This is a genomic window from Janthinobacterium sp. LM6 (assembly GCF_002002885.1).
Lineage (GTDB): Bacteria > Pseudomonadota > Gammaproteobacteria > Burkholderiales > Burkholderiaceae_D > Janthinobacterium > Janthinobacterium kumbetense.
The window spans coordinates 6054899-6081493 of the sequence record NZ_CP019510.1 but is presented as its reverse complement, the minus strand read 5'-3'; the positions used below and the strand labels follow the sequence as shown (position 1 = coordinate 6081493).

The 26595-nt window shown below is 50.2% G+C and carries 22 protein-coding genes; 15 read left to right on the top strand and 7 right to left on the bottom strand.

What is annotated here, in order from left to right; all coding sequences use genetic code 11:
• Positions 1 to 114 precede the first annotated feature (114 nt).
• The 15 genes from BZG29_RS26735 to BZG29_RS26665 all read left to right on the top strand — a co-directional run bounded on the left by BZG29_RS26735 (position 115) and on the right by BZG29_RS26665 (position 18416).
• Positions 115 to 3009, top strand: coding sequence for a YjbH domain-containing protein (locus tag BZG29_RS26735; RefSeq protein WP_253192716.1), 2895 nt, complete (start codon positions 115 to 117; stop codon positions 3007 to 3009).
• Positions 3010 to 3062: 53 nt separating this feature from the next.
• Positions 3063 to 4991 carry an SLBB domain-containing protein gene (locus BZG29_RS26730; RefSeq protein ID WP_077408759.1) on the top strand — a complete coding sequence of 643 codons (1929 nt, stop codon included), beginning with the start codon at positions 3063 to 3065 and terminating at the stop codon, positions 4989 to 4991.
• Between the two features lie 105 nt (positions 4992 to 5096).
• On the top strand, positions 5097 to 6317 hold the full coding sequence (locus tag BZG29_RS26725) for a GNVR domain-containing protein (protein ID WP_077408758.1): 1221 nt from the start codon (positions 5097 to 5099) through the stop codon (positions 6315 to 6317).
• Positions 6318 to 6374: 57 nt separating this feature from the next.
• Entirely contained in the window at positions 6375 to 7145 is a 771-nt protein-coding gene (gene rfbF / locus BZG29_RS26720; protein ID WP_077408757.1) for a glucose-1-phosphate cytidylyltransferase, read from the top strand.
• Complete coding sequence (gene rfbG / locus BZG29_RS26715) at positions 7145 to 8212, top strand: CDP-glucose 4,6-dehydratase (protein ID WP_077408756.1); 1068 nt, start codon at positions 7145 to 7147, stop codon at positions 8210 to 8212. Before rfbF ends, rfbG begins: the two co-directional genes overlap by 1 nt.
• 30 nt (positions 8213 to 8242) lie before the next feature.
• Entirely contained in the window at positions 8243 to 9568 is a 1326-nt protein-coding gene (gene rfbH / locus BZG29_RS26710; RefSeq protein WP_077408253.1) for a lipopolysaccharide biosynthesis protein RfbH, read from the top strand.
• Between the two features lie 177 nt (positions 9569 to 9745).
• The gene (locus BZG29_RS26705) at positions 9746 to 11008 is read left to right on the top strand and encodes a lipid II flippase MurJ (RefSeq protein WP_150131067.1); all 1263 of its coding nucleotides are present in this window, start codon (positions 9746 to 9748) and stop codon (positions 11006 to 11008) included.
• A gap of 3 nt (positions 11009 to 11011) precedes the next feature.
• Positions 11012 to 12013, top strand: a complete 1002-nt coding sequence (locus BZG29_RS26700) for a glycosyltransferase (protein WP_077408754.1) — start codon at positions 11012 to 11014, stop codon at positions 12011 to 12013.
• A 17-nt stretch (positions 12014 to 12030) separates the two neighbouring features.
• Positions 12031 to 12666, top strand: a complete 636-nt coding sequence (locus tag BZG29_RS26695; RefSeq protein WP_253192714.1) for an acyltransferase — start codon at positions 12031 to 12033, stop codon at positions 12664 to 12666.
• Positions 12663 to 13796 (top strand): NAD-dependent epimerase/dehydratase family protein, encoded by a 1134-nt coding sequence (locus tag BZG29_RS26690; RefSeq protein WP_077408752.1) that lies wholly within the window; start codon positions 12663 to 12665, stop codon positions 13794 to 13796. The genes BZG29_RS26695 and BZG29_RS26690 overlap by 4 nt, the downstream gene beginning before the upstream one ends.
• The gene (locus BZG29_RS26685; protein ID WP_077408751.1) at positions 13793 to 14674 is read left to right on the top strand and encodes a glycosyltransferase family 2 protein; all 882 of its coding nucleotides are present in this window, start codon (positions 13793 to 13795) and stop codon (positions 14672 to 14674) included. Before BZG29_RS26690 ends, BZG29_RS26685 begins: the two co-directional genes overlap by 4 nt.
• A 190-nt stretch (positions 14675 to 14864) precedes the next feature.
• Positions 14865 to 16208 carry a hypothetical protein gene (locus tag BZG29_RS26680; protein ID WP_077408750.1) on the top strand — a complete coding sequence of 448 codons (1344 nt, stop codon included), beginning with the start codon at positions 14865 to 14867 and terminating at the stop codon, positions 16206 to 16208.
• 4 nt (positions 16209 to 16212) lie between these two features.
• Complete coding sequence (locus tag BZG29_RS26675; RefSeq protein WP_216350335.1) at positions 16213 to 17199, top strand: glycosyltransferase family 1 protein; 987 nt, start codon at positions 16213 to 16215, stop codon at positions 17197 to 17199.
• A gap of 84 nt (positions 17200 to 17283) precedes the next feature.
• Positions 17284 to 17865, top strand: coding sequence for an SIS domain-containing protein (locus BZG29_RS26670; protein WP_077408748.1), 582 nt, complete (start codon positions 17284 to 17286; stop codon positions 17863 to 17865).
• A 14-nt stretch (positions 17866 to 17879) separates the two neighbouring features.
• Entirely contained in the window at positions 17880 to 18416 is a 537-nt protein-coding gene (locus BZG29_RS26665; protein WP_077408747.1) for a PfkB family carbohydrate kinase, read from the top strand.
• A gap of 577 nt (positions 18417 to 18993) precedes the next feature.
• On the opposite strand, the gene BZG29_RS26660 is transcribed toward BZG29_RS26665, so the two are convergent.
• The 7 genes from BZG29_RS26660 to wbaP form a co-directional block, all read right to left on the bottom strand.
• On the bottom strand, positions 18994 to 20091 hold the full coding sequence (locus BZG29_RS26660; RefSeq protein ID WP_077408746.1) for a glycosyltransferase family 9 protein: 1098 nt from the start codon (positions 20089 to 20091) through the stop codon (positions 18994 to 18996).
• A 122-nt stretch (positions 20092 to 20213) separates the two neighbouring features.
• A complete protein-coding gene (locus tag BZG29_RS26655) occupies positions 20214 to 21302 on the bottom strand; it encodes an acyltransferase (protein ID WP_077408745.1) in 1089 nt (362 codons plus the stop codon).
• Positions 21303 to 21662: 360 nt separating this feature from the next.
• Positions 21663 to 22535, bottom strand: coding sequence for a dTDP-4-dehydrorhamnose reductase (rfbD, locus tag BZG29_RS26650; RefSeq protein WP_077408744.1), 873 nt, complete (start codon positions 22533 to 22535; stop codon positions 21663 to 21665).
• A gap of 41 nt (positions 22536 to 22576) precedes the next feature.
• Entirely contained in the window at positions 22577 to 23122 is a 546-nt protein-coding gene (rfbC, locus tag BZG29_RS26645; RefSeq protein ID WP_077408743.1) for a dTDP-4-dehydrorhamnose 3,5-epimerase, read from the bottom strand.
• A gap of 24 nt (positions 23123 to 23146) precedes the next feature.
• A complete protein-coding gene (gene rfbA, locus BZG29_RS26640; RefSeq protein ID WP_077408742.1) occupies positions 23147 to 24040 on the bottom strand; it encodes a glucose-1-phosphate thymidylyltransferase RfbA in 894 nt (297 codons plus the stop codon).
• On the bottom strand, positions 24040 to 25119 hold the full coding sequence (rfbB, locus tag BZG29_RS26635; protein ID WP_077408741.1) for a dTDP-glucose 4,6-dehydratase: 1080 nt from the start codon (positions 25117 to 25119) through the stop codon (positions 24040 to 24042). The genes rfbA and rfbB overlap by 1 nt, the downstream gene beginning before the upstream one ends.
• 91 nt (positions 25120 to 25210) lie before the next feature.
• Positions 25211 to 26578 (bottom strand): undecaprenyl-phosphate galactose phosphotransferase WbaP, encoded by a 1368-nt coding sequence (wbaP, locus tag BZG29_RS28625; RefSeq protein ID WP_366928739.1) that lies wholly within the window; start codon positions 26576 to 26578, stop codon positions 25211 to 25213.
• Positions 26579 to 26595: the final 17 nt, after the last annotated feature.

The following is a 26595-nucleotide window of genomic DNA, read 5'->3' as shown; positions in this document are numbered from 1 at the left end:
TTAAGCGTACTCAGAAAATCAATCAAATATACCTGGTGTGGCTGTCTGGTGCTTGGCGCGCCTTCGGTGATGGCTGCGACACCGAATCATGGTGGCCAATCCGGGTATATCAATATGCCCAGCGCCGTGGTGGAAACGGACGGCACCTTCAGCGTTGGCTACAGCTACGACAGCCCGTATGGCCAGTTATGGGCGACGGCGAATATCCTGCCTTTCCTGCAAATGACGGGACGTTATGTGTCGATCACGGGCATTCCCGGTTTTACCAACGTGCCCGGTGAATATGGCAGTGGCTATGGCCGCTACAAGGATAAAGTCGTCGACGGTAAATTGCGCCTGTGGACGGAAACGGAGTGGCTGCCGTCCGTTGCCGTCGGCATGACGGATCTGTTTGGTACCGAGCTGTTCAAGGGGCAATACGTCGTGGCTACCAAGACATTTGGCGCCAGCAAGAATATCGAAGCGAGCCTCGGCTATGCCCATAAACGCCCGGACGGCGTGTTTGCCGGTGCGCGCTGGACGCCGGCCGCGCTGCCGCGCTGGTCGGTGGTGGCTGAGTACGATACAACGAATTACTTGCGCGACTTCCGCGCAAGCGACACGAATGCCGGCAAGCGCCGCAAAGGCGCGTCTGTGGGCCTGGAGTACCGCTGGGGCTGGCTTGCCTTGCAGGCGGCCCGCAACCGCGACCAGTTCAGTGTGAACGCCTATATCAGCATTCCGTTTGGCGAACGCGAGTTTGTCCCCAAGGTGTACGAACCGCCGTATTTCGTGGACGACAAGAATCCGCCACCGCTGCCGAGCAAGGAAGAATGGCACCGCGATGCCGTGTATGGCGCCGACCTGGTCAATGCCCTGGTAAAACAGGACTACAAGAACATCCGTGTCGAGCAGGAAGGCAATGTCCTCAGCCTGAGCCTGACCAACAGCCGTATCTCGAACATGGGCCGCGCCGTTGGCCGTGCCGCGCGCACGGCTGTCGCCTTCACGCCGAAGGGCGTGACGACCCTGCGCATCACGTATACCAAACTGGACCAGCCAATCGCCACCTACGAATTCTTTGATTTGCCAAAACTGAATGACTATTTGGCAGGCAAGATCGACCGCAAGGCCTTCCTCGACGTCGTGCTGCTGCGCTACCCTGAAAAAAGCGATGTGATCCGGGACGATCAGCAAGGCTGGCTGCAGGAATTCCTCGACAAGCCGGCACCGGTCGTTGCCGCAGCACCTGCACCAGTACCTGCGCCCGCGCCAACACTTGCCGCCGCTCCGGCGACTGCCATTGCGCCAGCGGCGCCTGCTCCTGCTGTTTCCGCACCTGCTCCCGCCAAGGCCGCCAATGTCCTCCAGGACGACGGCAAGCTGGCCGTCGGCGTCGGCGTCGATGGCGACGTGGTGCAGATCAAATCGCTGGATCGGGAAGCGAACCGTTTCAAGGTCGCTCCCAAGGTGGGCTTCTTCTTCAACGACCCGAGCGGTGCCTTCCGTTATTCGATCTCGGCGGTAGCCAATTATGACCGCCGCCTCGGCGATGGCCTGTACCTGAATAGCGCCGCCAGCCTGCAGTTGCTGGAAACGGTATCGGGCGTCAAGCAGCCGTCGAACAGCAATTTGCCGCACGTGCGTACCGATATCGCGGAATATTTGCGCGGCGGGCGTTTCTCGCTGAGCCGCGTCTTGCTGAACAAATACAACAATCCCGCCGAGCGCGTGTATACCCGCATGTCGGCCGGCCTGTATGAAGACATGTTCCGCGGCGTGGGCGGCCAGGTGCTGTACCTGCCGAAGGATAGCCGCTGGGCGGCCGACGTGGCTGTCGATGCCTTGCAGCAGCGTGGCTACAAGGGCTTGCTCGATTCGCGCGACTACAAGACGGTGACGGCGATCGGCTCCCTGCATTACCGCTTGCCGCACGATATTACCGTGACGGCGCGCGCCGGCCGCTTCCTGGCCAAAGATACGGGCGTGCGCATGGAGTTCAAGCGCCGCTTCCAGTCCGGTATCGAAGTCGGCGCCTGGTACACGCATACGAACGGCAACGACATCACCAGCCCTGGTACGCCGTCGAAGCCGTATCAGGACCGTGGCATCTTCCTGTCCGTGCCGCTGAACAGTATGTTGCCGATGGATACGCAATCGACGGCCGGTTTTGCCATTGCGCCATGGACGCGCGACGTGGGGCAGATGGTGGCTTCGCCTGGCGACCTGTACGACATGTTCGAGCGCCCGCGCGCCGACATGCACAGCTACGATGGCCTGGGCAACTTTGCCGAGCGCCCGGACGAACAGCACCTGCCTGCCGTCAATCCGCCGGACCGGCCGTTTGTCAGCCCATGGCCCGCCATGCGCGCACGCCTGGAACAATCCGCATCTGCTACGCCTAGCGCCCCTGAGTGGCTCAAGGCGACGGCAGTGGTCGGGGGCGTGGTGCTGGCATCAGCCCTCAGCGACAAGCCCGTCGACCGTTTCGTCAAGAAGCACGAGGATTCCAAGGTCTACCGCAACTGGGACAAGCTGGGCAAGGCTATGCCCTATGCGGCAGTGGGCGCCGCTGCTGCCGCCTTCGCCCTGGGTGATGAGCGCATGCAAAATACGGGACTCATATCCCTGCAATCGGTTGCTGCGGCAACGGGCCTGGCAGTGGCCGGTAAATATGCGTTTGGCCGTGCCCGTCCCGAGGAAGACCTCGGAACGTGGAGCCGCGTCGGCAGCGGCAGTTCCCGTTCGAACTCGTCGTTCCCTTCCGCGCATGCCGCGATTGGCTTTGCTGCCGTGACGCCATTTGCCAAGGAATACGATGCGCCATGGCTGTACAGCGTGGCTGCCGTGGGTTCCGCCGGCCGCGTGTTCGGCCGCAAGCACTGGGTGTCCGACACGGTCGCCGGCGGCATCGTCGGCTACGCCATGGGCAGCTGGCTGTGGCACGCGCAGCGCGACCAGAGCAAATCGGGTTTGTCGATCAATCCCGGCCCGAAAGAAATCAGCGTGACCTGGCAGGGCAAGTATTAAGCGCGCATGGTGCTCCCTTTACTCATACAACATTCATCCAGACAAAGACCAGCATGAAAAAGCAATTTCGTACTCCCCCGCCTTTCGTGAAACACATGATTTTCTCGGCTTTCCTGCTGGGGGCAACTTCCGCCTATGCCGTCGAACAGGAACTTGGCGCAACTGACATGCCCCGCACGGATATTTCCCGTGCACAGGCGAATGAAATGGGCGGCAGCAGTTTGCCCAGTATTCGCAGCGGACGCGGTGAGCAGCGTCAGGCAAAAAAAGTCCCCGTCAACAGTAACGGCAAACGGAGCATTGTGGGTACTGGTACTGATGTCGATGCGCCAGTCGGGGCTTTCGAAGAGTATGTCGATGGCGTGACCGGTAAGAAATTGAGCATCTTTGGCCAGGATCTGTTCGGCGACGTGCCGTCCACCTTTGCGCCGCTCGATGGTGTCCAGGTGAACCAGGAATACGTGATTGGCACGGGTGACGAGCTGCAGGTACGCGGATGGGGCATGGTCGACATTGACGTCAGCGCCACGGTTGACCGCAGCGGTGCGATTTTCATCCCACGCGTCGGCTCCATCAAGGTCAGCGGCGTGCAGTACAAGGATTTGCAGGGCTATTTGAAAAAGGCCATTGGCAAGATATACACCAATTTCGACCTGACTGCGAGCATCGCGCAAACGCGTGCCGTGCAAGTGTACGTGGTTGGCCATGCCGTTCGTCCCGGTACGTATACCCTCAATTCCATGAGCACCCTGCTCAACGCCCTGTTTACCTCGGGCGGTCCGGACGCTACCGGCAGCATGCGCAGTATCCAGCTCAAGCGTGGCAAGGATACCGTCACCACGTTCGACCTGTATGACATGCTGGTCAACGGCGACAAGAGCCGTGACGTCACCTTGCGCGACGGCGACGTGATCTATATTCCTGAGGTGGGCTCGCTGGTGGCCTTGACGGGCAGCGTGAAGCAACCGGCCATCTTCGAGTTGAAAGGCAACGCGACACTGGCTGATGTACTGAGCTGGGCCGGTGGTTTTGATTCGGCGGCGGAAACCAAGCAGATCGTGGTCGAAAAGAACATCGACAATCAATATAAAACCGTGCTGGAACTGGTGGCCGACAAAGGCGTCTCCAGCAGCCAGTTGGCTGGCATTGCCGTCAAGCCTACCGATATTCTGCGCGTGTTCGCACCAGGTGCTGTGCCCGTCCAGGCACAAATCCAGAATGAATACGTGCGCGTGGCTGGCGAAGCAAAGCAGAGCGGTATTTTCTTGCTGAAAAAAGGTGAAACCTTGCGCGAACTGATCGCCCGTGTCGGTGGTGCCAATGAAAACGGCTACCTGTACGCCACCCAATTGAACCGCGAATCCGTACGCCGCGCCCAGCAAATCAAATTGAACCAGGTGGCCGACCGCTTTGAGCGCGACCTGGAATCGAATGCCACCCAGCGCATCTCCTCGAGTGGCGACAAGGAGAATGCGGCAAAAACGGCTGCTGAAGTCGAGCAGCAGCGCCGCATCGTGCAAAAACTGCGCACCGTCAAGGCAGAAGGCCGCATTGTGCTCGATTTACCTGGCGTCGATACGCAAGTGAAAAACCTGCCCGATTTGCCCTTGCAGGACGGCGACTCGATCCTGATCCCGCGCCGCCCCGGCACCGTGGATGTGCTGGGTTCTGTCTTCCAGCAAAATGCGTTCGTTTATCGCTCACAGCGCACGGTCAACGACTATGTGCAGCAAGCTGGTGGCATCACCGCGAATGCGGATAAATCCGAAATGTACGTGATTCGTGCGGATGGCACGGCGCAAAGCGGCCAAGGCACCGGCTGGTTCGGCGGCCTCGGCGGCACGGCGTTGAATCCCGGTGATACGGTCGTGGTGCCTGAAAAAATCGAACGCAGCACGTTCATGCAGAGCTTGAAGGAATGGACATCTATTTTTTATCAGTTTGGTTTGGGTGCGGCTGGCTTGAAGGTGCTGAAAGACTAATGGCCAAGTAGATGCCAGGGTATTTTGATAGTTATGCGATATGCGTAAGACAAACGAACCTTGGTGACGCTGAAAATATGACGGGTTATCAACCGAGAGAAAAAGATGTCTGAGCAATTAAAAAATAGAGAGCAGAGCGTACCGATGAATGAAAATAATGATGAAATTCACTTATTGGATATATTGACTGCACTTGCCCGGCAAAAAAAAATATTGTTTATGGTGCCGTTGGTAACGGGAGTATTGGCAATCGCTGTTGCATTCCTGATTAAGCCGACTTTTTTATCGACAGCAGTCATTTTACCTCCTCAGCAGCAAAGCTCGGGAGTCTCTGCCATGTTGGGACAGCTTGGCGGACTGGCTGGAGCCGCCGGCGGTATTGCAGGGTTGAAGAATCCTAATGATTTGTATGTTGCCATGTTGCAAAGTCGAACCATCGCAGACAAACTGATAAGTCAATTTGATTTGAAAACACGCTTTGATGTGGAAACATCAGACGAGGCGCGCAAGAAATTGGATGGAATAGCGACTGTCGTTAATGATAAAGCCGGAACTATTTCTGTGCTGGTCGAAGATAAAGATCCAAAATTTGCGGCTCAAATAGCCAATGCCTTTGTCATTGAGCTGTCGAATTTGACCAAGGGCCTTGCGATAACCGATGCTGCGCAGCGCCGCCTGTTTTTTGAAAAACAGTTAGTCGCGGTTAAAGACGACTTGGCGAATGCCGAAATTGCTTTGCGCAAGACACAGGAAAGTACTGGCATGCTGCAATTGGATGGACAAGTCGAGGGCATTATCCGTAACGTTGCCCAGTTGGAAGGAACGATTGCAGCCAAAGAAGTGCAACTGAATGCAATGCGGAGCTTTGCAACAAATAACAATCCAGATCTTATGCGTTTGCAGGGGGAAATACAGGGATATCAAGCTCAACTTGCTAGATTGAAAACAGGGAAATCATCCAAGGACGGCGATTTGATGGTGCCAACCGGAAAGATTCCTGAGGTGGGGATTGAATATATACGAAGCTTGCGTAATGTTAAATATCAGGAAACCATATTTGAATTGCTGTCAAAACAGTATGAGTTGGCAAAAATAGACGAGGCCAAAGAATCGTCGAACATACAAATTCTTGATAATGCAGTACCGGCAGAAAAAAAATCAAAACCGAAAAAAATGATTATTATTATTTTGGGATTTGTCTGTGGTGGATTCTTGGCATTGTTTTTGGCGTTGATGCGTGATGCATATTTGCGATCTGCTCATGATGAGGGCAGCAAATATCGTTGGAACGCTCTGAAAAATGCTTGGGCGGGAAAAAATAATTGAATAGCGGGTATGCCTGGGCCTGCCTGCGGGAAGTAAATTGAAGAGTAAGGGAATGAAATGAAAGCTGTTATTCTGGCGGGAGGATTGGGAACCCGTATTAGTGAGGAAACATCAACAAAGCCCAAGCCGATGGTGGAAATTGGCGGCAAGCCAATTTTGTGGCATATCATGAAAAGCTATTCAAGCTATGGCATCAACGACTTTGTGATTTGCTGCGGCTACAAGGGCTATGTCATCAAGGAATATTTCGCGAATTATTTCCTGCACACGTCGGACGTGACGTTCGATATGCAGAATAATCAGATGGAAGTGCATGCGCGCAATGCCGAGCCGTGGAAAGTGACGCTGGTCGATACGGGTGACGAGACCATGACCGGCGGGCGTCTGAAGCGTGTCCAGCCCTACCTGGAAGGCGAAGAGGCATTCTGTTTCACCTACGGCGATGGCGTGAGCGATGTCAACATTGCTGAATCGATCGCCTTCCACAAGGCGCACGGTAAGCTCGCCACCCTGACCGCGACGCAGCCGCCCGGCCGCTTTGGCGCGCTGAATCTGGATGGCAACAAGATCAACAGTTTCCAGGAAAAACCGCAAGGCGATGGCGCCTGGATCAACGGCGGCTATTTCGTGCTGTCGCCGCAAGTCATCGACTATATCGCCGAAGACAGTACCGTGTGGGAAAAGGCGCCGATGGAGCGCCTGGCGCGGGAAGGCGAAATGCATGCCTTCTTCCATCACGGCTTCTGGCAACCGATGGATACCTTGCGCGACAAGGTGCACCTGGAAGAACTGTGGCAATCGGGCAAGGCCCCCTGGAAGGCGGCTTGATGAATCCCGCATTCTGGCAAGGAAAACGTGTTTTCCTCACCGGGCATACCGGCTTCAAGGGTGGCTGGCTGAGCCTGTGGCTGCAGCAGCTTGGCGCCGACGTGACCGGCTATGCGCTGGCGGCGCCCACCACCCCCAGCCTGTTTGAGGTCGCCGACGTGGCGCGTGGCATGCAGTCGATCATCGGCGACGTGCGCGATGGCGACGCAGTCAAGCGCGCCATGGCCGCCGCGCGCCCGGACATCGTCATTCACATGGCCGCCCAGCCGCTGGTGCGCTACTCGTACGCCAATCCGGTGGAAACGTATTCCACCAACGTCATGGGTGTGGTGCATGTGCTCGAAGCCGTGCGCGCCACGCCTGGCGTGCGTGCGGTGGTGAATGTCACCAGCGACAAGTGCTATGAAAACCGCGAATGGCCGTGGGGCTACCGCGAAAACGAGGCCATGGGCGGCTACGATCCCTATAGCAACAGCAAGGGCTGTGCCGAACTGGTGACAGCCGGCTACCGCAGTTCCTTCTTCCATGCGGACAAATACGCCGAGCACGGTATTGCCCTGGGCAGCGGCCGCGCCGGCAACGTCATCGGCGGCGGCGACTGGGCGCTGGATCGCCTGATCCCGGATATGCTGCGCGCGATTGGCGCCGGCGAGCCGGTCATGATCCGCAATCCCCATGCAATCCGCCCGTGGCAGCATGTGCTCGAGCCATTGAGCGGTTATCTGACCCTGGCGGAAAACCTGTACACGGCAGGCCCCGTGCATGCCGAAGGCTGGAACTTCGGCCCGCACGATACCGACGCCAAGCCGGTCGAATGGATCATCGAGCGCATGACGCAAGAATGGGGCGCGGGCGCCTCCTGGTCGCTCGATGGACAGGACCATCCGCATGAGGCAACCTATCTGAAACTCGATTGTTCCAAGGCACGCGGCCAGCTGGGCTGGCATCCGCGTTGGGACATCGGCCAGACCATCGCCAAGATCGTCGAATGGCATAAGGCCTGCGACCAGGGCGCGGACATGCGGGCAATGACGCTGGCGCAAATCGCCACCTATCAAAATACCTGATTAATTACCTAATAAATTGAAGGCTGTATCATGAGCGAACAACTGACCCAACAACAAATCCGCGAGCAGATCGCCGCCCTGGTGGCGCAATACGGCGCACTGGCCAGCGTGCCGAAACCCTTCGAGCCGGGCGTGACGGTGATTCCACCGGCCGGCAAAGTCGTCGGCGCCCCCGAGATGGGCCTGATGGTCGAAGCCTCGCTGGACGCCTGGCTGACCACGGGGCGTTTCAATGACGAATTCGAACAGCGCCTGGCCAAGTTCATCGGCGTCGAATTCCTGATCACGGTGAACTCCGGCTCGTCCGCCAACCTGGTGGCCTTCTCGGCGCTGACGTCGCCGAAACTCGGCGCGCGCGCCATCCAGCCCGGTGACGAAGTCATCGGCGTGGCGGCCGGTTTCCCGACCACCGTCAATCCGATTCTGCAATATGGTGCGGTACCCGTCTTCGTCGACGTGGAACTGGGCACCTACAATATTGACGCCAGCAAAATCGAAGCGGCCATCACGGACAAGACCAAGGCCATCATGCTGGCCCATACCCTGGGCAATCCGTTTAACCTGGAAGTCATCGTCGCGCTGTGCAAAAAGTACAATCTGTGGCTGGTGGAAGATTGCTGCGACGCCCTGGGCGCCACGTATAACGGCCAGATGTGCGGCACCTTCGGCGATATCGGCACCATGAGTTTCTACCCCGCGCACCATATCACCATGGGCGAAGGCGGCGCGGTGTTCACCAACAATCCGGAACTGAAAGCGATTGCCGAATCGTTCCGCGACTGGGGCCGCGACTGCTATTGCGCGCCAGGCAAGGACAACACCTGCGGCCAGCGCTTCTGCTGCAAGCTGGGCACGCTGCCGGACGGCTATGACCACAAGTACACCTACAGCCACCTGGGCTACAACCTGAAGATTACCGACATGCAGGCCGCTTGCGGCCTGGCACAGATGGACCGCGCGGCCGGTTTCGTGCAGGCGCGCAAGGACAATTTCAACTACATGAAAAATGGCCTGCAGAGCTGTGCGGAGTTCCTGATCCTGCCGGAAGCGACGCCGAACTCGGATCCGTCGTGGTTCGGTTTCCCGATCACCCTGCGTCCGGAAGCGAATGTGGACCGTGTCAGCCTGCTGACCTTCCTGGACCAACACAAGATCGGTACGCGTCTGCTGTTTGCCGGCAACCTGACGCGCCAGCCGTATATGATCGGGCGTAACTACCGCGTCTCGGGCGAGCTGACGAATACCGACCGCATCATGCACGACACCCTGTGGATCGGCGTCTTCCCGGGCCTGACCCGTGAAATGATGGACTTCTCGATCAGCAAGATCGAAGAATTCTTTGGCGTGAACTTCTAATACATCTGAGTATGCATATCGTCGCTGAACTTTTGCAGGGCACTTTTTTGTTGCAACCAGATCGCTTCGATGAGATGCGGAGCTTTTTTGTAAAAACCTGTAATGAAAAATTATTGCCCGCACTCGATATCGATTTTGAGTTGAAAGACGACGTTTAGTATGCTCCTCAAGTACAACATGCTCGCGGTTCTCGGCGCCGGAATTGGCTTGATGAACTCGGTGCTGGTATGGAAACTGTTTGGTACGGATATTAACTCTGATATCTGGTTATTGAATGTTGGAATTATAGCGATACTAAGCTTGTTGGTACTGATTGGAGTAGAGCAGTTCCAGGTATTTTATACCGAGATATACCTAAGAAATAAAGAGGATGCTGCTGATTTCTTGGGAGGTGCATTTGTATGGGCAATAGTCAGTGGCTTAGTATTTAGCGCAGTTTGCTTTGTAATTGTTAATGCAATAATGGATGGATTTGCCGGAGGATTTGGAAGGCAAGCCAAGGAACTTGCCATCCCCGTATTTTTAATATTACTAATCCAGGTAGCTTTTTCGCCGCTGCTTCATGTAGTGCGTTGCACCTTGAATGTGCATCATTATTACGGTGCATCTTATTGCCTATCCTTGATATTGCCTTTGGGTCAATTATTAAGTTTACTTGTTTTTATTTTGCTTGATGAACATGATGTTATTGAACTTGCTAAATGGAGCAGTTTTTCGATATTGGTACAGTTGGTGTTGTATCCATTAATTTTGATCAAGTGGGCAAGCTTCCCCAAAAATATAGATACAAAATTTTTCATTTCGTTCATAAAAAATAGTTTTACGATGCGTATTGGACATTCCTTTCATAATTTCTTTGTCGGAATGATATTAAACAATGCGCTTTCATATCTGGCGCCAGGAATGATATCCGTTTTCCAATATGCCAAGAAGTTTTCGGACGGTTTGGCGGGCGTTGCAATAGGCCCGCAAGCCAATATATATCATGCCAGGCAGGCCAAAGCATGGGTTGAGCGTGATAAAAAACTATTTTATGTCAATGTAAAAGTTTATTTGAAAAATACCCTCCCGATTTATATCGTGGGAGTATTTTTAGTTTACTTTATTATGCCATGGTTTCTGGAGATTCTATCCGAAGGACGTGATGCCGGCAGCGTTATCGGGATTAAATTCGTATTTCTTGCTTTGGCTGCCTGGCAAGGAATTATTTCGATAGAAACAATATTCGCGGGAGTAGTCGTTATCGCAAAGCGCAGTATGATTCTATGGATGGTCAATGGATTATTTATTATCAGCTTTTTTATTGCGGTAAAGTTTATTCCAAATGATTCTTCTGTATGGTGGCTTGCCATTGCCGGACTGTTAACCCAGTGCCTGAACTTTATTTTTTACGCTGCCTTTGCATGGCGATTAACCAATAAACATTTTTCACAAAGATAAATTATGCATTTGCCAAAAATTAGTGTGGTTATCCCTACTTATAATCGTGCTAAATATCTTGATCAAACAATAGGCAGTGTAATCTCCCAAAAGAATGCCGATTTCGAAATAATAATTTCTGATAATTGCTCAATAGATAATACATTTGAGGTGGTCGAAAAGTATTTAGTGAATCCACGTGTTAAATATTTTAAAAATACAACAAATATTGGGATGGTAAACAATTGGAAAGAGGCAGTGTTTAATCGCTCTAGCGCGGAGTGGTTTATTATTTTATCGGATGATGATTATTTTGTTAATGATGATTACTTGAGAAGTGTATTAAGCTGCATAGAGAAAAATGAAAACATTGTACTTGTGTACGGTGAAGGTACTATTTTTGATGAAACAAAGAAAGAAAGTACATTTCTTTCCTTGCCATTTCCCGATGTTGTTTCAGGTATAGATATTTTTATGTCGCGTGGTACAGTGAAACCCCAAGATGCAACTTTATGCAATATGGCATTCAACCGAAGATTAGCGATGGAGTTGAATGCATTCTCCAATCCGGATAATTTATCCTGCGACTCTGAATTGTACCTAAAATGTGCATTGCTTGGAAATGTTGGTATTATCAAGGGAAACAATTCTGTCTATCGGTTTCATTCAAGTAATTTAGTTAATACAATTTCATCTTCGCCATCGTTAAGATTGGGAAATCTTGATTTTATTTTTAATGTGCATGATTTTGCAAAAGATAAATTAAATGCAAGTCAGATTAGTAAATTTCTTGAGAATGTGAATGCAAAAAATGGAGTCCAATCATGCTTGTTGAAATCTGCAGCTATTGGTTTGGATCAATACATCCTGTGCAAAAAATATTTGCTTAAAAAGAATCATGGCTTGACAAAATTATTTATTGAAGAGCCGGCTTTCAAAATAAAATTATTTTTATGTCGCTATTTCGGAAGGGCATTACCTTTTTATCTTAGTTTAAAAATGAAATTTTTACGGATAAATTATTAAATTCTATTGGATGATAAATGATGATTTTGAAAATTGTTAAATTTCTTAATTTGCCATTCCATGAAAAAATTAATAGATGCTTTCTGATGTTGGCTATTTTAAAAACAAAAATTTATTATAATTTTGTTTTTAAGAAAATTGGCAAACGATCTTTATTATTTAAGCCACTTTACATCGGGAATCCTCAATGTATAGAAATCGGGAATAATACGATGATACGTTCGGGGGCTCGACTTGAAGTTATTGGAGAGAGTAATGCATGGGAACCAGAATTGTTAATTGGCGATAATGTAAATATAGAGCAAAATGTACACATTGTTTGCGGTTCGAGAATATCGATAGGGAATAATGTTTCGATAACGGGGCATGTTGCTATTGTTGATGTAATTCATCCTTATAATGATATTTATAATCCAATAAAGGTTGGAGACAGAGTTCAATGTGAAGGTAATTATGTTGAAATCGGCGATGGTGTCTTTATTGGGTATGGTTCGATAATTTTACCAAATACCAGGATCGGAAAAAATTCTATCATTGGTGCTCATACGGTAGTTAATTCTGACGTACCAAGTTACTGCATAGCTGGTGGGAATCCGATGCGGATTATAAAAAAATATAATTTTGAGTTAAACGAGTGGGTAAAGATGCAATGAATATATTGATAACAGGTGGTGCAGGTTTTATCGGATCAAATCTTGCTTTGAAATTAATAAAAGCAGGACATGTAGTTACGATTCTGGATAATTTATCCCCACAAATTCATGGCCCGAATCCAGCCGTAACATCAATGCTGTACTGCAGTATCAAAGACAAAACAAATTTTGTACTTGGGTCTGTTACAGACCGCGCCGCTTGGGAATCTGTTTTACCTGGTCAAGATGCGATTGTGCATCTTGCTGCGGAAACTGGTACTGGGCAATCCATGTATGAAATACACCGTTATGTAGACGTTAATATTGGTGGTACGGGTTTGATGCTTGATTTATTGGCAAATGGTTCATATCAAATCAAAAAGATTGTGATAGCGTCGTCGCGCTCGATTTATGGCGAAGGGAAGTATCATTCTTCAGCATTGGGCATTATCTATCCCGGTGCACGCAAGGATGAAGATATGCAAGCAGGTCGATTCGAACCTTTATGTCCAAAGACGGGAGAACCGTTGATGCTGCTTGCTACCGATGAAGACTCAAAAATTCATCCATCGTCAGTTTATGGTATTACCAAACAAAATCAGGAACAGATGGTAATGACGGTCTGCGCTTCAATCGGAATTGGCGCCACAGCTTTGCGCTATCAGAATGTCTATGGCCCTGGCCAGTCCCTGAGTAATCCTTATACCGGTATTTTGTCGATTTTTTCAACCCGGATTAAAAATGGAAATGGCCTGAGTATTTTTGAAGATGGCAAGGAGAGCCGTGATTTTGTATTCATTGACGATGTCGTTGCTGCAACGACCCTCGCATTGACGAATGACGCGGCGAATGGTGAAGTATTTGGTATCGGAGCTGGCGTTGCGACGGATGTGCTCACTGTTGCCAATACATTGGTTGGTCTGTTTGGCAAGGAAGTACCCATTGAGGTGACCGGTGCATATCGTCTCGGTGATATTCGTCACAATTATGCTGATATAGCTAAAGCGAAACGTTTACTTGGATTTCAACCTAAAGTTCCATTTAGCGAAGGCATTGCTTGTTTCACAGCTTGGGTAAACGAACAGGAAGTACAGACGGATAACTACGAGTCAAGCATCGAAGAGATGAAAAAACGGGGATTGTATAAATGACCCCTCAAGTTGGTTTGGTAACTGTTTTATTCAACAGTGCTGATGTCTTGCCTGGTTTTTTTGAAAGTTTAACACGTCAAAAATTCTTGGATTATTGGCTATTCATCATTGATAATAGTTTAGATGATCTATCTTTTTTAAAGTCGCAAGAGTTGATAAAAAAGACTGGTATGCAGAATGTTACATTGATAAAAAATGATCGGAATGTTGGTGTAGCAAAAGCGAATAATCAAGGTATCGAACTTTCGCTGAAAATGCAGTGTGAATATGTCTTGCTTCTTAACAACGATATTGAGTTCAAAGATGCCGATTTATTGAGTCGCATGCTTGCATTGGCGAAAAAACGTGATGAGAAAATAGTTGTTCCCAAAATCTACTTTCACGACTCTGGATTGATCTGGTGTGCGGGTGGAGAGATTAAGAAGTGGCGCGGCAGCACGATTCATCGAGGCGAAGGTGATGCTGATATTGGGCAATATGATATGGCCGAATATACAGCTTATGCTCCAACATGTTTCATGTTGATCCACGCATCGGTATTTGAAAAGGTAGGAATCATGGATGAGCGGTATTTCGTATACTACGATGATACCGATTTTGTACTGCGTTGCAACCAGAATAATATTCATGTTTATTATTGGCCCGAAGGCCAGGTATGGCACAAAGTAAGTAGCAGTACCGGAGGGGATATGACACCTTTTTCGATTTATTTCGGATCGAGAAATCGTATATATTTTATAAAGAAAAATTACCCTGCATTCGTAGCGTTAGTTGCTTTGACATTTTTTATTTTGACAAGATTTTTGAAATTTAAACTATACAGGTTGGATTTACGTAAGAAGTTAATCTCGGGTATTATTGATGGCTTCAAGATGTAATATGTTCCACTGCGTGGTAGAAGCAGTGCCATTTAAAGATATGCTGTATTGCAATATGCCATTACTGAAGAGTTTACTGGGGGCATTGTCATGCAAAAATGACTGTGATGTATCTCATGATGGTCGGCGACGTTGTCAACAGCATTTCTTTCAGATTTATTTTTAGTTGTATTAGCATTTGGCAAAATAGATGAAAAATTATTTTTTGCTTGAGAAAAATAATCAACTGGGGTTGATGCAGGGGCTGTTTATTGCAGCCGCTTTTACATCCTCATTCGATATTTTTTTAATTATAAATCTTGGTCTAAATTTCAGAATTTCACAAATATTTTTGCTGTTTCCTATTTTTGTAGTGATGGCGAGTATGCTTGAGAAGAAATTTACTGTGCCATTGGGGCTGAAGTGGCTGTGCTTATGGGCGGTATTTATTTTATTGTTTATTCCCAATGGCAGTTTCCCTGAGCGGAGTATTGGATATTTTGCCTGGCTAATTATTAATATTGCCACAATTTTTGTATGCGTTCAGATTTTTTCCAGTAAGGAAAAGGTGAGGCTGCTGATGAGATGGTATATTTATTCTTTTGTTGCCATTGCATTATATGGAGTGCTGCAGTTTATTTCTCCATTGATTGGCCTTGGTAGTTTTTTACTGGTTCAACAATGGTGGATTCCTGGTGTTTTGGCCAGGATCAATGGATTTTCATATGAACCATCTTTCTATGCCACTTATTTGTTAATGGGCTGGGTTGTTTGCGCGTATTTTATGGAAGTTAAGAACACACTATTTTCCAGAAAAGTTTTGAAATTTTGCTTCTTAATAATCACCCTTTCAATAGTTCTAAGTTCTTCGCGAATGGGACTATTGATGATAATTCTTTGGTATTTACAGCACCCTGTACGTTTCTTCGTGAAACTCGCATGCGGAAAAGTGGATCGAAAACTGGCGAAAATCGTATTATTTATGAGCGCCCTATTGATTCTCCTGGTATCAGCTATCGTATATGTGATTGGCATCGATAATATTGCTTTTTTGTTTCAAGGTGTTGGGTTATTTGGCGGATCTTCTCACTCGGTCAATGATCGTGAGAATGGATTGCGTGATACTTTAACGCTGTTTTTTAATAATCCGATTATTGGTACAAGTTTGGGAGGGATTGCTCCTGGAATTGCCAAGTTACACGGAGTGACCAGTCTCGATTTTGAAACTGTCAAGTTATACGAGGGTAATGCAGTATTTGCAGAAGTTTTAGCTGCCAGCGGATTTTTTGGATTCATTCCCTTCATGATTTATATCTTTATGATCGTTGTCGAACCCCTGCGCCTAGCCAAAAAATTGCCGCCTGAGCAGGCACAGATTTTGACAGGTCTGGGTCTGGCACTGCTGTTTGAGTTTTTGATATTGCAATTTAATCAAAACATTTTACGTCAATATTTATGGATACATATCTCAGTAATGGCAGCCGTTTATGCAGTATTCAAACGCCAAAACTTATCTGTAATAATTCCTGATAACCAAAATTCTTTGAAGGTATAGTATTTTGAAATTTTTCTATGACGCCCGCTGGATTGGGGATCATGGCATTGGCCGGGTTGCTCGCGTATTGGACAATGCGCTGAAATTTCCCCATCTGGATGTGGAGGGTGCGCCCTCAGCACCGTTTGACGCGTTGCATTTGTGGTTGGCAACATTGAAGCGTATTCCAAAAGGGAGCGGTTTATTCAGTCCAGGTTATAACGCACCGTTGTTTTTTTCGCGCCGCTTTGTGTTCACGATTCATGACCTAAATCATATTGATCGCACAGAAAATAGCAGTTGGCTGAAGACATTGTATTACACTGTAGTTATGCGTCGCGCTTGCCATAATGCTTCGGCAGTATTAACCGTTTCTGATTTTTCCCGGCAGCGAATTATCGATTGGTCAGGTATTAACCCTTCCCGGGTAATTAATGTCGGCAATGGAGTCGATCCATCATACAACGTTAATGTTGCACCGTATAGTCCTGGTTTTTCTTATATGTTGAGTGTAAGTAATCGAAAACCGCATAAGAATGAGCCACGCATATTACAGGCATTTGCATTGTCCAATATTGATCCAGCAATTCGTCTGGTATTTACGGGGAAGCCGACTGAGGAGTTACTGCTTCAGGCGAAGACGCTGGGAATTTCTGAACGACTGGTATTTGCCGGGCGAGTTGAGGAAAGCGAATTGCCTGCACTTTATCGCGGAGCGTTAGGACTTGTTTTCCCGTCTCTCTATGAAGGATTTGGTTTACCCGTGATTGAGGCCATGTCATGCGGTATTCCGGTATTGACGTCGAATACCACTTCATTGCCGGAGGTAGCGGGCGAGGCCGCATTGCTGGTAGATCCGGATTCGGTCGAGTCTATCGCCAAAGGTATTTATACCTTGTGTAATGATACCGACATGCGTGAATCCCTGTGCACCAAGGGCTTGCTCCAAGCTAGAAAATTTTCTTGGGACGAAACAATCCGCAAGGTACAGGCAGCCTTGGCTAGCGTATGAAAAACTTTGGCTGTTAATGATTGCATGTCAATAATTAGAGCAAGTTAATGGCTTATTTGAAATTTCTTTATTTGAAGGTGTTTAATGAGTATTGCCCTGATCAGAAATTCCTTGCTGGAAGCACAGTCAGCTCTCAGTGACTTGCTCAACAATGAAGTGGTGCTTGCAAATGTAGACCGGGCGGCGAATCTGATCGTTGAATCGTTGCGTAATGACGGTAAGGTGCTTTCCTGCGGTAACGGTGGATCGATGTGCGATGCAATTCACTTTGCTGAAGAACTATCCGGCCGCTACAGGAAAAACCGCAAGGCGCTGGCGGCCATGTCCATCAGTGATCCAGCCCACATTACTTGCGTGGCGAATGATTATGGCTATGACTACGTGTTCTCGCGTTTTATCGAAGGCCATGGTCGTAAAGGAGACGTCGTGTTGGCAATCAGTACCAGCGGTACCAGCCCGAGCATTTTGAACGCAGTCAAAGCCGCCCAGGACAAGGGCATGATCGTGGTTGGCCTGACAGGACGTGCTGGTAGCGCTCTTGACGTCATGGCAGACGTCAGTATTTGCACAAAGGCTGGCCAGTTTGCAGATCGTGTTCAAGAACTGCATATTAAAATGTTACATATCATTATTGAACTTATTGAGGAAAAGCTGGGTTTATCCTGATTGTTCGGGAATCTATGTCGAATGATGGGAATGCTGGTTTGCAATTGAGTGGTGCGCGGGTGCTGGTAATGGGGGATTTAATACTGGATCGTTACTGGTTTGGCAGTACGGACCGCATATCACCAAAGGCGCCAGTGCCAGTGGTTAATATTGCCAAGGACGACCTGCGTCCGGGCGGTGCAGCCAATGTCGCAGTGAATGTGGTGAGCTTGGGCGGTCAGGTGACCTTGCTAGGCGTTGTCGGTAATGACGAACCTGCTGAGTTGTTGCCAAAGCTGTTGATCGGGCATGGTGTCAATATAGATTTTGTCCGATCCAATTCGAATCCGACGATTACAAAACTACGTGTGGTTTCTAGAAATCAACAACCCATCAGGCTTGATTTCGAAAGTTCATTTTATGCCGCACAAGCATTTGATGAAAGTGAAATTTTCAGGCGATATTGTGCTGTACTTCCTGACGTAGAGACGTGTTCGTTTGCTCGCAGAATTGCCCCACTCTGTTTACCTCGCCTTCCACTGCCTGGCAAATGCTGCCACGCGGTTGTATGACCCTGCATAGCCCAGCTCTTTCAGGTCCTCATGGATCTGCTTCAAATTGCGCCGCCGCTTACGCGGCTTAATCGTCTCGGCCTTGAGCCACCCAGATAGCTGCACCGAATATTTGCCTAATCCGCTAACTGATCGCCGCTCCGCATAGGAGGGCTCAGTGATTTCCGATCGCAGATAGCATCGGACGGTATTGCGTGAGATATTCAGTCACCTGGCGATTTCTCGTATTGGGATCCGGTCACAAAGGTGCCAGCGTCGAATGATACCGAGTAGAGCCACGTTGATCACTCCGATCTCCTGCCGATAAGACAGGTGGAATTGTGCTACTAACGTGGGTCAGGTTCCGTTGCAAATTCGTTGGGGAAGTGGGTCAATTTTCAGTGCAACTTAACATCGAACGTTCAAAATTGAAGTGAGTCTGGTAATTCTCCGCTATTGAAGCACCTTCCTTGCATTCTAGGGGCAGGCTGCAGCGTGTTCCTACGCAGCAAGCCTGACCTATGTGTTCAAGGCAGGAAGTGAAGTGTTATTGCCTGTGTTTCACTTCACATCCCTGGCATGTACATGGTTGACCTGATCAGTTGCTTGCTGTCCAGTAAAGCAGTTCACGGCTGGCATTTATGACGTCACTGTCGTCGATGCCGCTCATGTAATCGGTTTCAAGAGTGTATTCAAAGCCCAGATTCAAGGTCCCTGCACCTTTGCTTTTGCTGACGACTGAGCGAGTACGTGGTCCGACAGGTCCCCAACGTCTCGGGTCCGTCGGGCCGTGCAGGCCAACAGTTGGCACTCCCATTGCCGCCCCCACATGCATGATGCCTGTATTGACGCTGACCAACAGCGCAGCTTGCTGTAACAACGATAGTGTGTTGCTGAAAGATGCCCCCGCGTGACTGATAAATCGCGTGCGCAGTGACGCTGGCAGGGTTGCGAGAAAAGCATCGCAGCCGGAAATGTCTTCTCGTCCCCCAGTCAATACGAACGAGTAATTGCCCAGTAACAGCAATTCGTTCGCAAGAGTGTGCCATTTTTCGGCCGGCCATTCTTTCAGATGACTCTGGGTGCCACTTGGCCACATATGGAAGACGATGGTGTTTCCACCTTCTTTCCAAGAGTGCTGTAATTGCTGCGGCAAATTTGCAGCATTCAGGCCAATCACTCTAAGCAGGTCGCGATAGTTCTCCAGTTCATGCTGGTCATTTCGGTGAGGTACCGGGATGTCTTGCATGAAGTGGCGATATTGCTGCGATGTGTTGAAGCCAATCCGTATTTTTGCACGCGACAGTGCTGCGAGTAGAGCACTGATACGTGGCCACGAGTCGAAGTCAATAAAAATGTCGATTTGATGGGAGCGTATGATTTTGACGCAGGCGAAAGGATTGGTCAGCGGTAGCTTGACAATCTGGTCGGCGCCCGATAGTAGCTTGGCAAACTCAAAATTTGAGGCGCCGGTGAATAGAACAATTTTCATATCTGGATTGGCGACACGTAGATCGGTGATGGCTGCGGATAGCAACACGGTATCGCCAATGGCTGCGGTTTTCAGCAATGCAACCGAATTGATTAACTTTGGTACTTGCCTGGTGCGAAATAAACGCAAGGGGGTCAGAGCGAGTAATAGGAGAGGCCCAAGATATTTGTCAAAAAATTTCAGTTTTGTATTTCCGCGTTCCATGAGAATTCAATATAGTAAACGTAAGATTAAAAGAGTGAGGGGCTGTTGCAATGAATATAGACGAGTTAAGAACTAAATTGTTGCGGTGCCGTTTGTGTCGTTTATTTTTGAATGATGATTAATTACCTGCCGCCAGTAATTGTTGCGGTAAATTTCGGGAATGTTTTTATTAGTATTTTATGTAGGGCTATGGATGTGATGATGGTGATGATTGCCGAGAAAAAATAGATAAAAATAATTGATGAGTTATGTTCTGGCTGGATTAATTTATACGATATTTTTTTGAATACAGTGAGTGTTGGTTCATGCATGGCATATAAAAAGAAACTGGTGGATCCAAGAGCAATAAGCATTTTTTTCAGACGGGGAAGGGCCAACGCCGGTCGCGTCAGATACAAGATGATCGGTATCCCGAGAATAATGCCAGTCTTGTGCATGTATTGATAACTTGGTACTTCCGGGAATAATGCATTGGCGATGATCAGAAGAGTATAAATTATTAGCGTCGGCGTTAGAAATTTTGAGATTGGCTGGTCAAGCAAGAAGATGCTTTGTGAATAGATGCCGAAATAACAGCCAAGTACGAAAAAAAATGCTGATTCAGAACTGTTTTCTCCAATATTCAAAAACCACAGAACAAATAGTGCTCCAAGCACAGTTTTTGGCAGCCATTTGAGGGAGAAATGTATCAATGGTGTCAATAGAGCCAATATCATCAAATCTCGGATGAACCAAAATTGATAGGAAATAGGATATCTGGTAAGCCCGAAGATTGCATCGAGGTAGTCGAAGAAAGCATAATTGGCGATTAATGTTTTATTGCCGGAGAAGTATGACAGTGTTGCGGGAACTGACTGTGCGAGAAAAAAAATCAGTAACGTTAAAATGTTCCAGAAAAGAAACGGAAGCAATAGTGTGCGAGCGCGGGAGATGATTTTCTTGACGTAGTTCCCGGTTGACCATTGTGTGTCATGAAAGAATAAATAGCCAGAGATGAGAAAAAACAGGGGGACGGCGCAACGTGCAATTTCCTGTGAAATAAGAGATTGAATGAAATCGCTAATATGGTTCTTCTCACTTGCTCCAGTGGCGATCCCGGAAAACATCAATGTGGCTCCATACACATGAATGAAAACGACGCCAACAATCAAAGGGAAACGTAATAGTTGTAGTCTCAACGATTGTTCATTGCTTAGGGATTTTTTTATCATGGAAAATGAAGTTAATTGTTGATTTTTGAGACGGAAAAATCACGAGAGGGAGATGATAAAAAATGAATGGGCCAATACGGCGGCAGATAGCAACTTCGCGATCCTCTGTATTGGCTGACCTGGCGATTACGCCCATGTATCGCCAGATCGTTGCTGCCGATGCGCGTTTTGGCGCAAACTTATTTGAGTCATGGACTACGCCGTCGTGTGCGTTAGTATTGCTCAACGTGAAAAGATTGCTGTCAGCGCATGCGAAGACACATCCCGAGCAGGTGGCTCCGAGATGTTGTCGCTGCTTGAGCTACCTCCGTGGGCCGCGCGGACCTTGGACTGAGTATGCAAAACGGAGTTGGCTCGAGCTCAATCCTGGCACAGTTTCAGCGCATCTTGCCACTGCGGCAAACCACAGAAGGTATTGATAAGACGCTGCGACGATAGTACTGAATTGTTCGGTCGCTTTGCCGGTACCGGATAGTCGCGCGCCAGAATCGGTTTCACGCGGGGTTTTTTCTGAACCGACGTATGTGCCATGATCGCCTCGGTAAAGCCAAACCAGCTTGTCTTTCCTTGGGCCGTCAAATGGTACAGGCCCGAACGTTCTTCCCACCATCCTTGTCGGTCAGCCGTGGCCAGGCTTTGCGCGACAATATGTGCGGTGGTGTCAGCAATGGTACGGCTCCATGTCGGTGCGCCGAACTGATCGGAAACGATACTCAGTTCGTCACGTTCCTGGGCCAGACGGAGCATGGTCAGCAGAAAGTTCTTACCGTGCGTACTGTAAACCCAGCTGGTGCGCAGGATCAGATGCGGGATGCCGGTCGCCTGGATCGCCTTTTCGCCGGCCAGCTTGCTGCTGCCATACACATTCACGGGGCAGGTCGGATCGGTTTCGACGTAGGCACCATCTTTCGACCCGTCAAAGACGTAATCGGTGCTGTAATGGATCATCGCAGCGCCCAGTTTCTTTGCTTCTTCCGCCATGACACCCGGCGCTTCGCCATTGATTCGCAGCGCCAGTTCCGGTTCACTTTCAGCCTTGTCGACCGCCGTATAGGCTGCCGGGTTGACGATCAGCGTCGGTTTGACGCGGCGGATGACGTCGCGCACCTGGTCCAGGTCAGCCAGGTCCATCTGGCTGCGGTCCACCGCGATGATCTCGCCCAGGCCCTGCAGGCTGCGTTCTAGTTCGTAACCGACCTGGCCGGTTTTTCCTGTGATTAAAATACGGCTCATGAAATAGTTTTGTTCCAGTGTGTCAGATTGGTCGGTAACGGTCAGGCAAAAACGTCGGCATTGGCCAGCAAGGTACCGACTTTATCTTTGCCAGACAGCAGTGGTTCGCCATCGAGCGGCCAGTCGATACCGATGGCTGGATCGTTCCACAGGAGGCTGCGTTCGAACTCCGGTGCCCAGTAGTCGGTCGTCTTGTACAGGAACTCGGCGCTGTCGCTGGTGACCACGAAACCGTGGGCAAAGCCTTCCGGTATCCACAACTGGCGTTTATTGGCCGCTGATAAGGTCACACCTACCCAGTGGCCAAACGTCGGGGAGCTTTTGCGCAGGTCGACGGCGACGTCGAAGACTTCGCCAGCGGTCACACGCACCAGCTTGCCTTGCGGTTGCTGGATTTGGTAGTGCAGGCCCCGCAACACGCCTTTGGCCGACTTGGAATGATTGTCCTGTACGAAATCGCGCGTGACGCCGGTCAGTTCGGCAAAGCGCTTCTGGTTGAAGCTTTCGTAGAAAAAGCCCCGGTCATCGCCGAACACGGTGGGTTCAAGGATCAGGACGTCCGGTATGGCGGTGGTTTGAATTTGCATGGTGTGAAATGAGCCGTTCAGGCTTTAGTATATTTTTTCTTCGAGCAGGCGCAGCAGGTATTGACCGTAAGCGTTCTTTTTCAAGGGTTGTGCCAATGCTTCGAGCTTGGCTGCATCGATGTAGCCACGGCGGTAGGCGATTTCTTCAGGGCAGGCAACTTTCAAGCCCTGACGGTTCTCGATGGTGGCGATGAACTGGCCCGCTTCGAGCAGGGATTCATGCGTGCCTGTGTCGAGCCAGGCCATGCCGCGGCCCATCAGTTCTACGTTCAACTGCCCGCGCTCCAGATAAGTACGGTTGACATCCGTGATTTCCAACTCGCCACGTGGTGACGGGGCGATGCCGGCGGCGATATCGCACACCTGGCTGTCGTAGAAATACAGGCCGGTGACGGCGTAGTTCGATTTTGGCTTGAGCGGCTTTTCTTCAATGCTGATGGCCCGGCGTTGTGCATCGAAGTCGACGACGCCATAGCGTTCCGGATCTGTGACATGATAGGCAAACACGGTCGAGCCGCTGGTGCGCGCCGAGGCCTCGCGCAACTGCGATTCAAAGTCGTGACCGTAATAGATGTTGTCACCCAGAATCAGCGCCGATGGTGCATCGCCGACAAACTCTTTGCCGATGATGAACGCCTGTGCCAGGCCATCCGGGCTGGGCTGCACGGCATAGGTCAGGCTGATACCCCACTGGCTGCCATCGCCCAGCAACTCCTGGAAGCGCGGCGTATCTTGTGGTGTGGAGATGATCAGGATATCGCGTATGCCGGCCAGCATCAGGGTGGTCAGCGGATAGTAGATCATCGGCTTGTCATATACGGGCAGCAGTTGCTTCGATACGGCCATGGTCACAGGGTACAGGCGCGTGCCGGAACCGCCAGCCAGGATGATGCCCTTGCGTTCGATGGATGTTGCCATTATTGCTGCTCCTTGGCCGTGTCACGTGCCGCGTAGTTTTTTTCTACCCACTTGAGGTAGTCACCCGACTGGACATCGCGTACCCAGGCCTGGTTGTCCAGGTACCATTGAACGGTCTTGCGGATGCCGGTGGCGAAGGTTTCGGCTGGCTTCCAGCCCAGTTCGCGCTCGATCTTGCGTGCGTCGATGGCATAGCGGCGGTCGTGGCCAGGGCGATCCTGTACATAGGTGATTTGTTCGCGATAGCTGCCGGACGCTTTCGGGTCCAGCGTATCGAGGATGTCGCACAAGGTATGCACGACTTCCAGATTGGCCATTTCATTCCAGCCGCCCACGTTGTACACCTCACCCAGGCGTCCCGCTTCCAGGACGCGGCGGATCGCCGAGCAATGGTCGCCCACGTACAGCCAGTCGCGCACTTGCATGCCATCGCCATAGATAGGCAAGGCTTTGCCGGCACGGGCATTGCTGATGATGAGCGGAATCAGTTTTTCCGGGAAATGGAAGGAACCATAGTTGTTCGAGCAGTTGGTCGTCAGCACGGGCATGCCATACGTATGGAAATATGCGCGCACCAGATGATCGGACGCCGCTTTCGATGCCGAGTAGGGGCTGTTTGGCGCATACGGCGTCGTTTCCGTGAATGGCGGATCATTCGGTCCCAGGGTGCCATACACTTCGTCGGTCGAGACGTGCAGGAAGCGGAAGCCGTCCTTGGCTTCGCCCGTCAAGCCGCTCCAATAGGCGCGTGCCGCTTCCAGCAGGCTGAAGGTACCGTTGACGTTGGTCGAAATGAATTCGCCGGGGCTATGGATCGAGCGATCGACATGGCTCTCTGCGGCAAAATGCACGATGGCGCGTGGCTGGTGTTCTGCCAGCAGGCGCGAGATGTGAGCGGTATCGCAAATATCGCCACGCACAAAGATATGCCGCGGGTCTTGCTCCAGGCTGGCCAGATTGCTGAGATTGCCAGCATAGGTCAGTTTGTCAAAATTGATCACGGGCTCCTCGTTGAGCGCCAGCCAGTCGCGTACAAAGTTGGAGCCGATGAAGCCGGCACCGCCAGTCACTAAAATCATGTTGTTATCCTTTTTTACTTGAACATCTTCACGATGCTTCACTCTTCTATTTCCGAAATGAAATTATTTGAAATTTTATTTGATCATGTACTTAATACGCGCCATCTTTCTTGAAAATGACTTTAACCGTTTTCAGTAGAATAACAATGTCATTGAATAAAGACCAGTTCTTGACATACCATGCATCCAGATAAACGCGCGTATCATAGCTGACGTCGTTCCTGCCGCTGACTTGCCATAGACCCGTGACGCCGGGTTTCGCTTCCAGGTAATAGTCTACTTGGGGGCCATAACGCTCCAGTTCCGCATCAACAACCGGGCGCGGCCCGACCAGGCTCATTTCGCCTTTCAGCACGTTCCATAGCTGCGGCAATTCATCAAGACTGGTCCGGCGCAGGAAGTGGCCGATCGAGGTGATGCGAGGGTCGTTCTTCAGTTTGAAATCACGGTCCCACTCGGCACGGGCTTCAGGGTCGCGTTCCAGCAATTCTTTCAGCAAGACGTCTGCATTTACGGCCATGGTACGGAATTTGTAGCAGAGAAAATGCTTGCCATTTTGACCCACGCGTTTGTGGCCGTAGAAGATGGGGCGGCCAGAGGCCATGACCTTGGCGGCGATCCACAGCAGGATGGGGGCGCCGACGATCAGCACGCAGATTGAAGCCATCAGATCAAAGCAGCGCTTGATCATTTGTAAACCTGGCCGTGCCAGGTTGTTGCGCATGGTTAGCAGCAGCACCTCATGTGTAAAGAAATGGTTGACCTCCATGCCATACAGGGGCAGGCCGCGTACGGCAGGTACCACTTGCATATTGGCAACGCAACGGCTGACTTGCTGGATCATGCCCTGATAGGTATCGATGCCGCCTTGCTCCAGAGCGACAACTGCATGCGGATCACCCAGCAGCTTGAGCGTTTCTTCAGGATTGACGCCAAGCGGAATGCACGGTACCGCCTGTTTGCTGCGGTTCACGTAGTGTTGTTCCAGGCGGCCTTGGCCTTCGGGGATCAGGAAGGCAATCAGGCGATAGCCCATCAATGCTTCCTCATCGAAGGCCCGCGCTGTCTGCAAGGCATTGTCACCCCATCCGATGATGACCATAGGGCGTATCCAGCCGCCAGCTTTCATCAGCAGGTATTTGACCATGCCGCGCAGCAGCAGGACACAGCATGGCACCAGCAGCCAGGTGGCCAACAGTGCCTCGCGCGAAGAGTCGCGCTTGTCGAGGAAGACCAGGGCCGCGTCGATCAGGCCCATGACCATGGCGATCTTCAGAAGTTCCTTGATTTCATTCGAGTACGGGCGGCGTTTGGCATGATGGCCTTTCAGCTTGAAGATCGCCACAGTGACCACGGATAGCAGGCTGTAACTGAGCAGGCGTGAGCTATCCAAGCCCCAGTTGTTCAAATCGCCGCCATCGAGGGTCCATGTGCCGGCGAGCCAGAATGCCGTGAACATGGCTAACGCATCGGCAA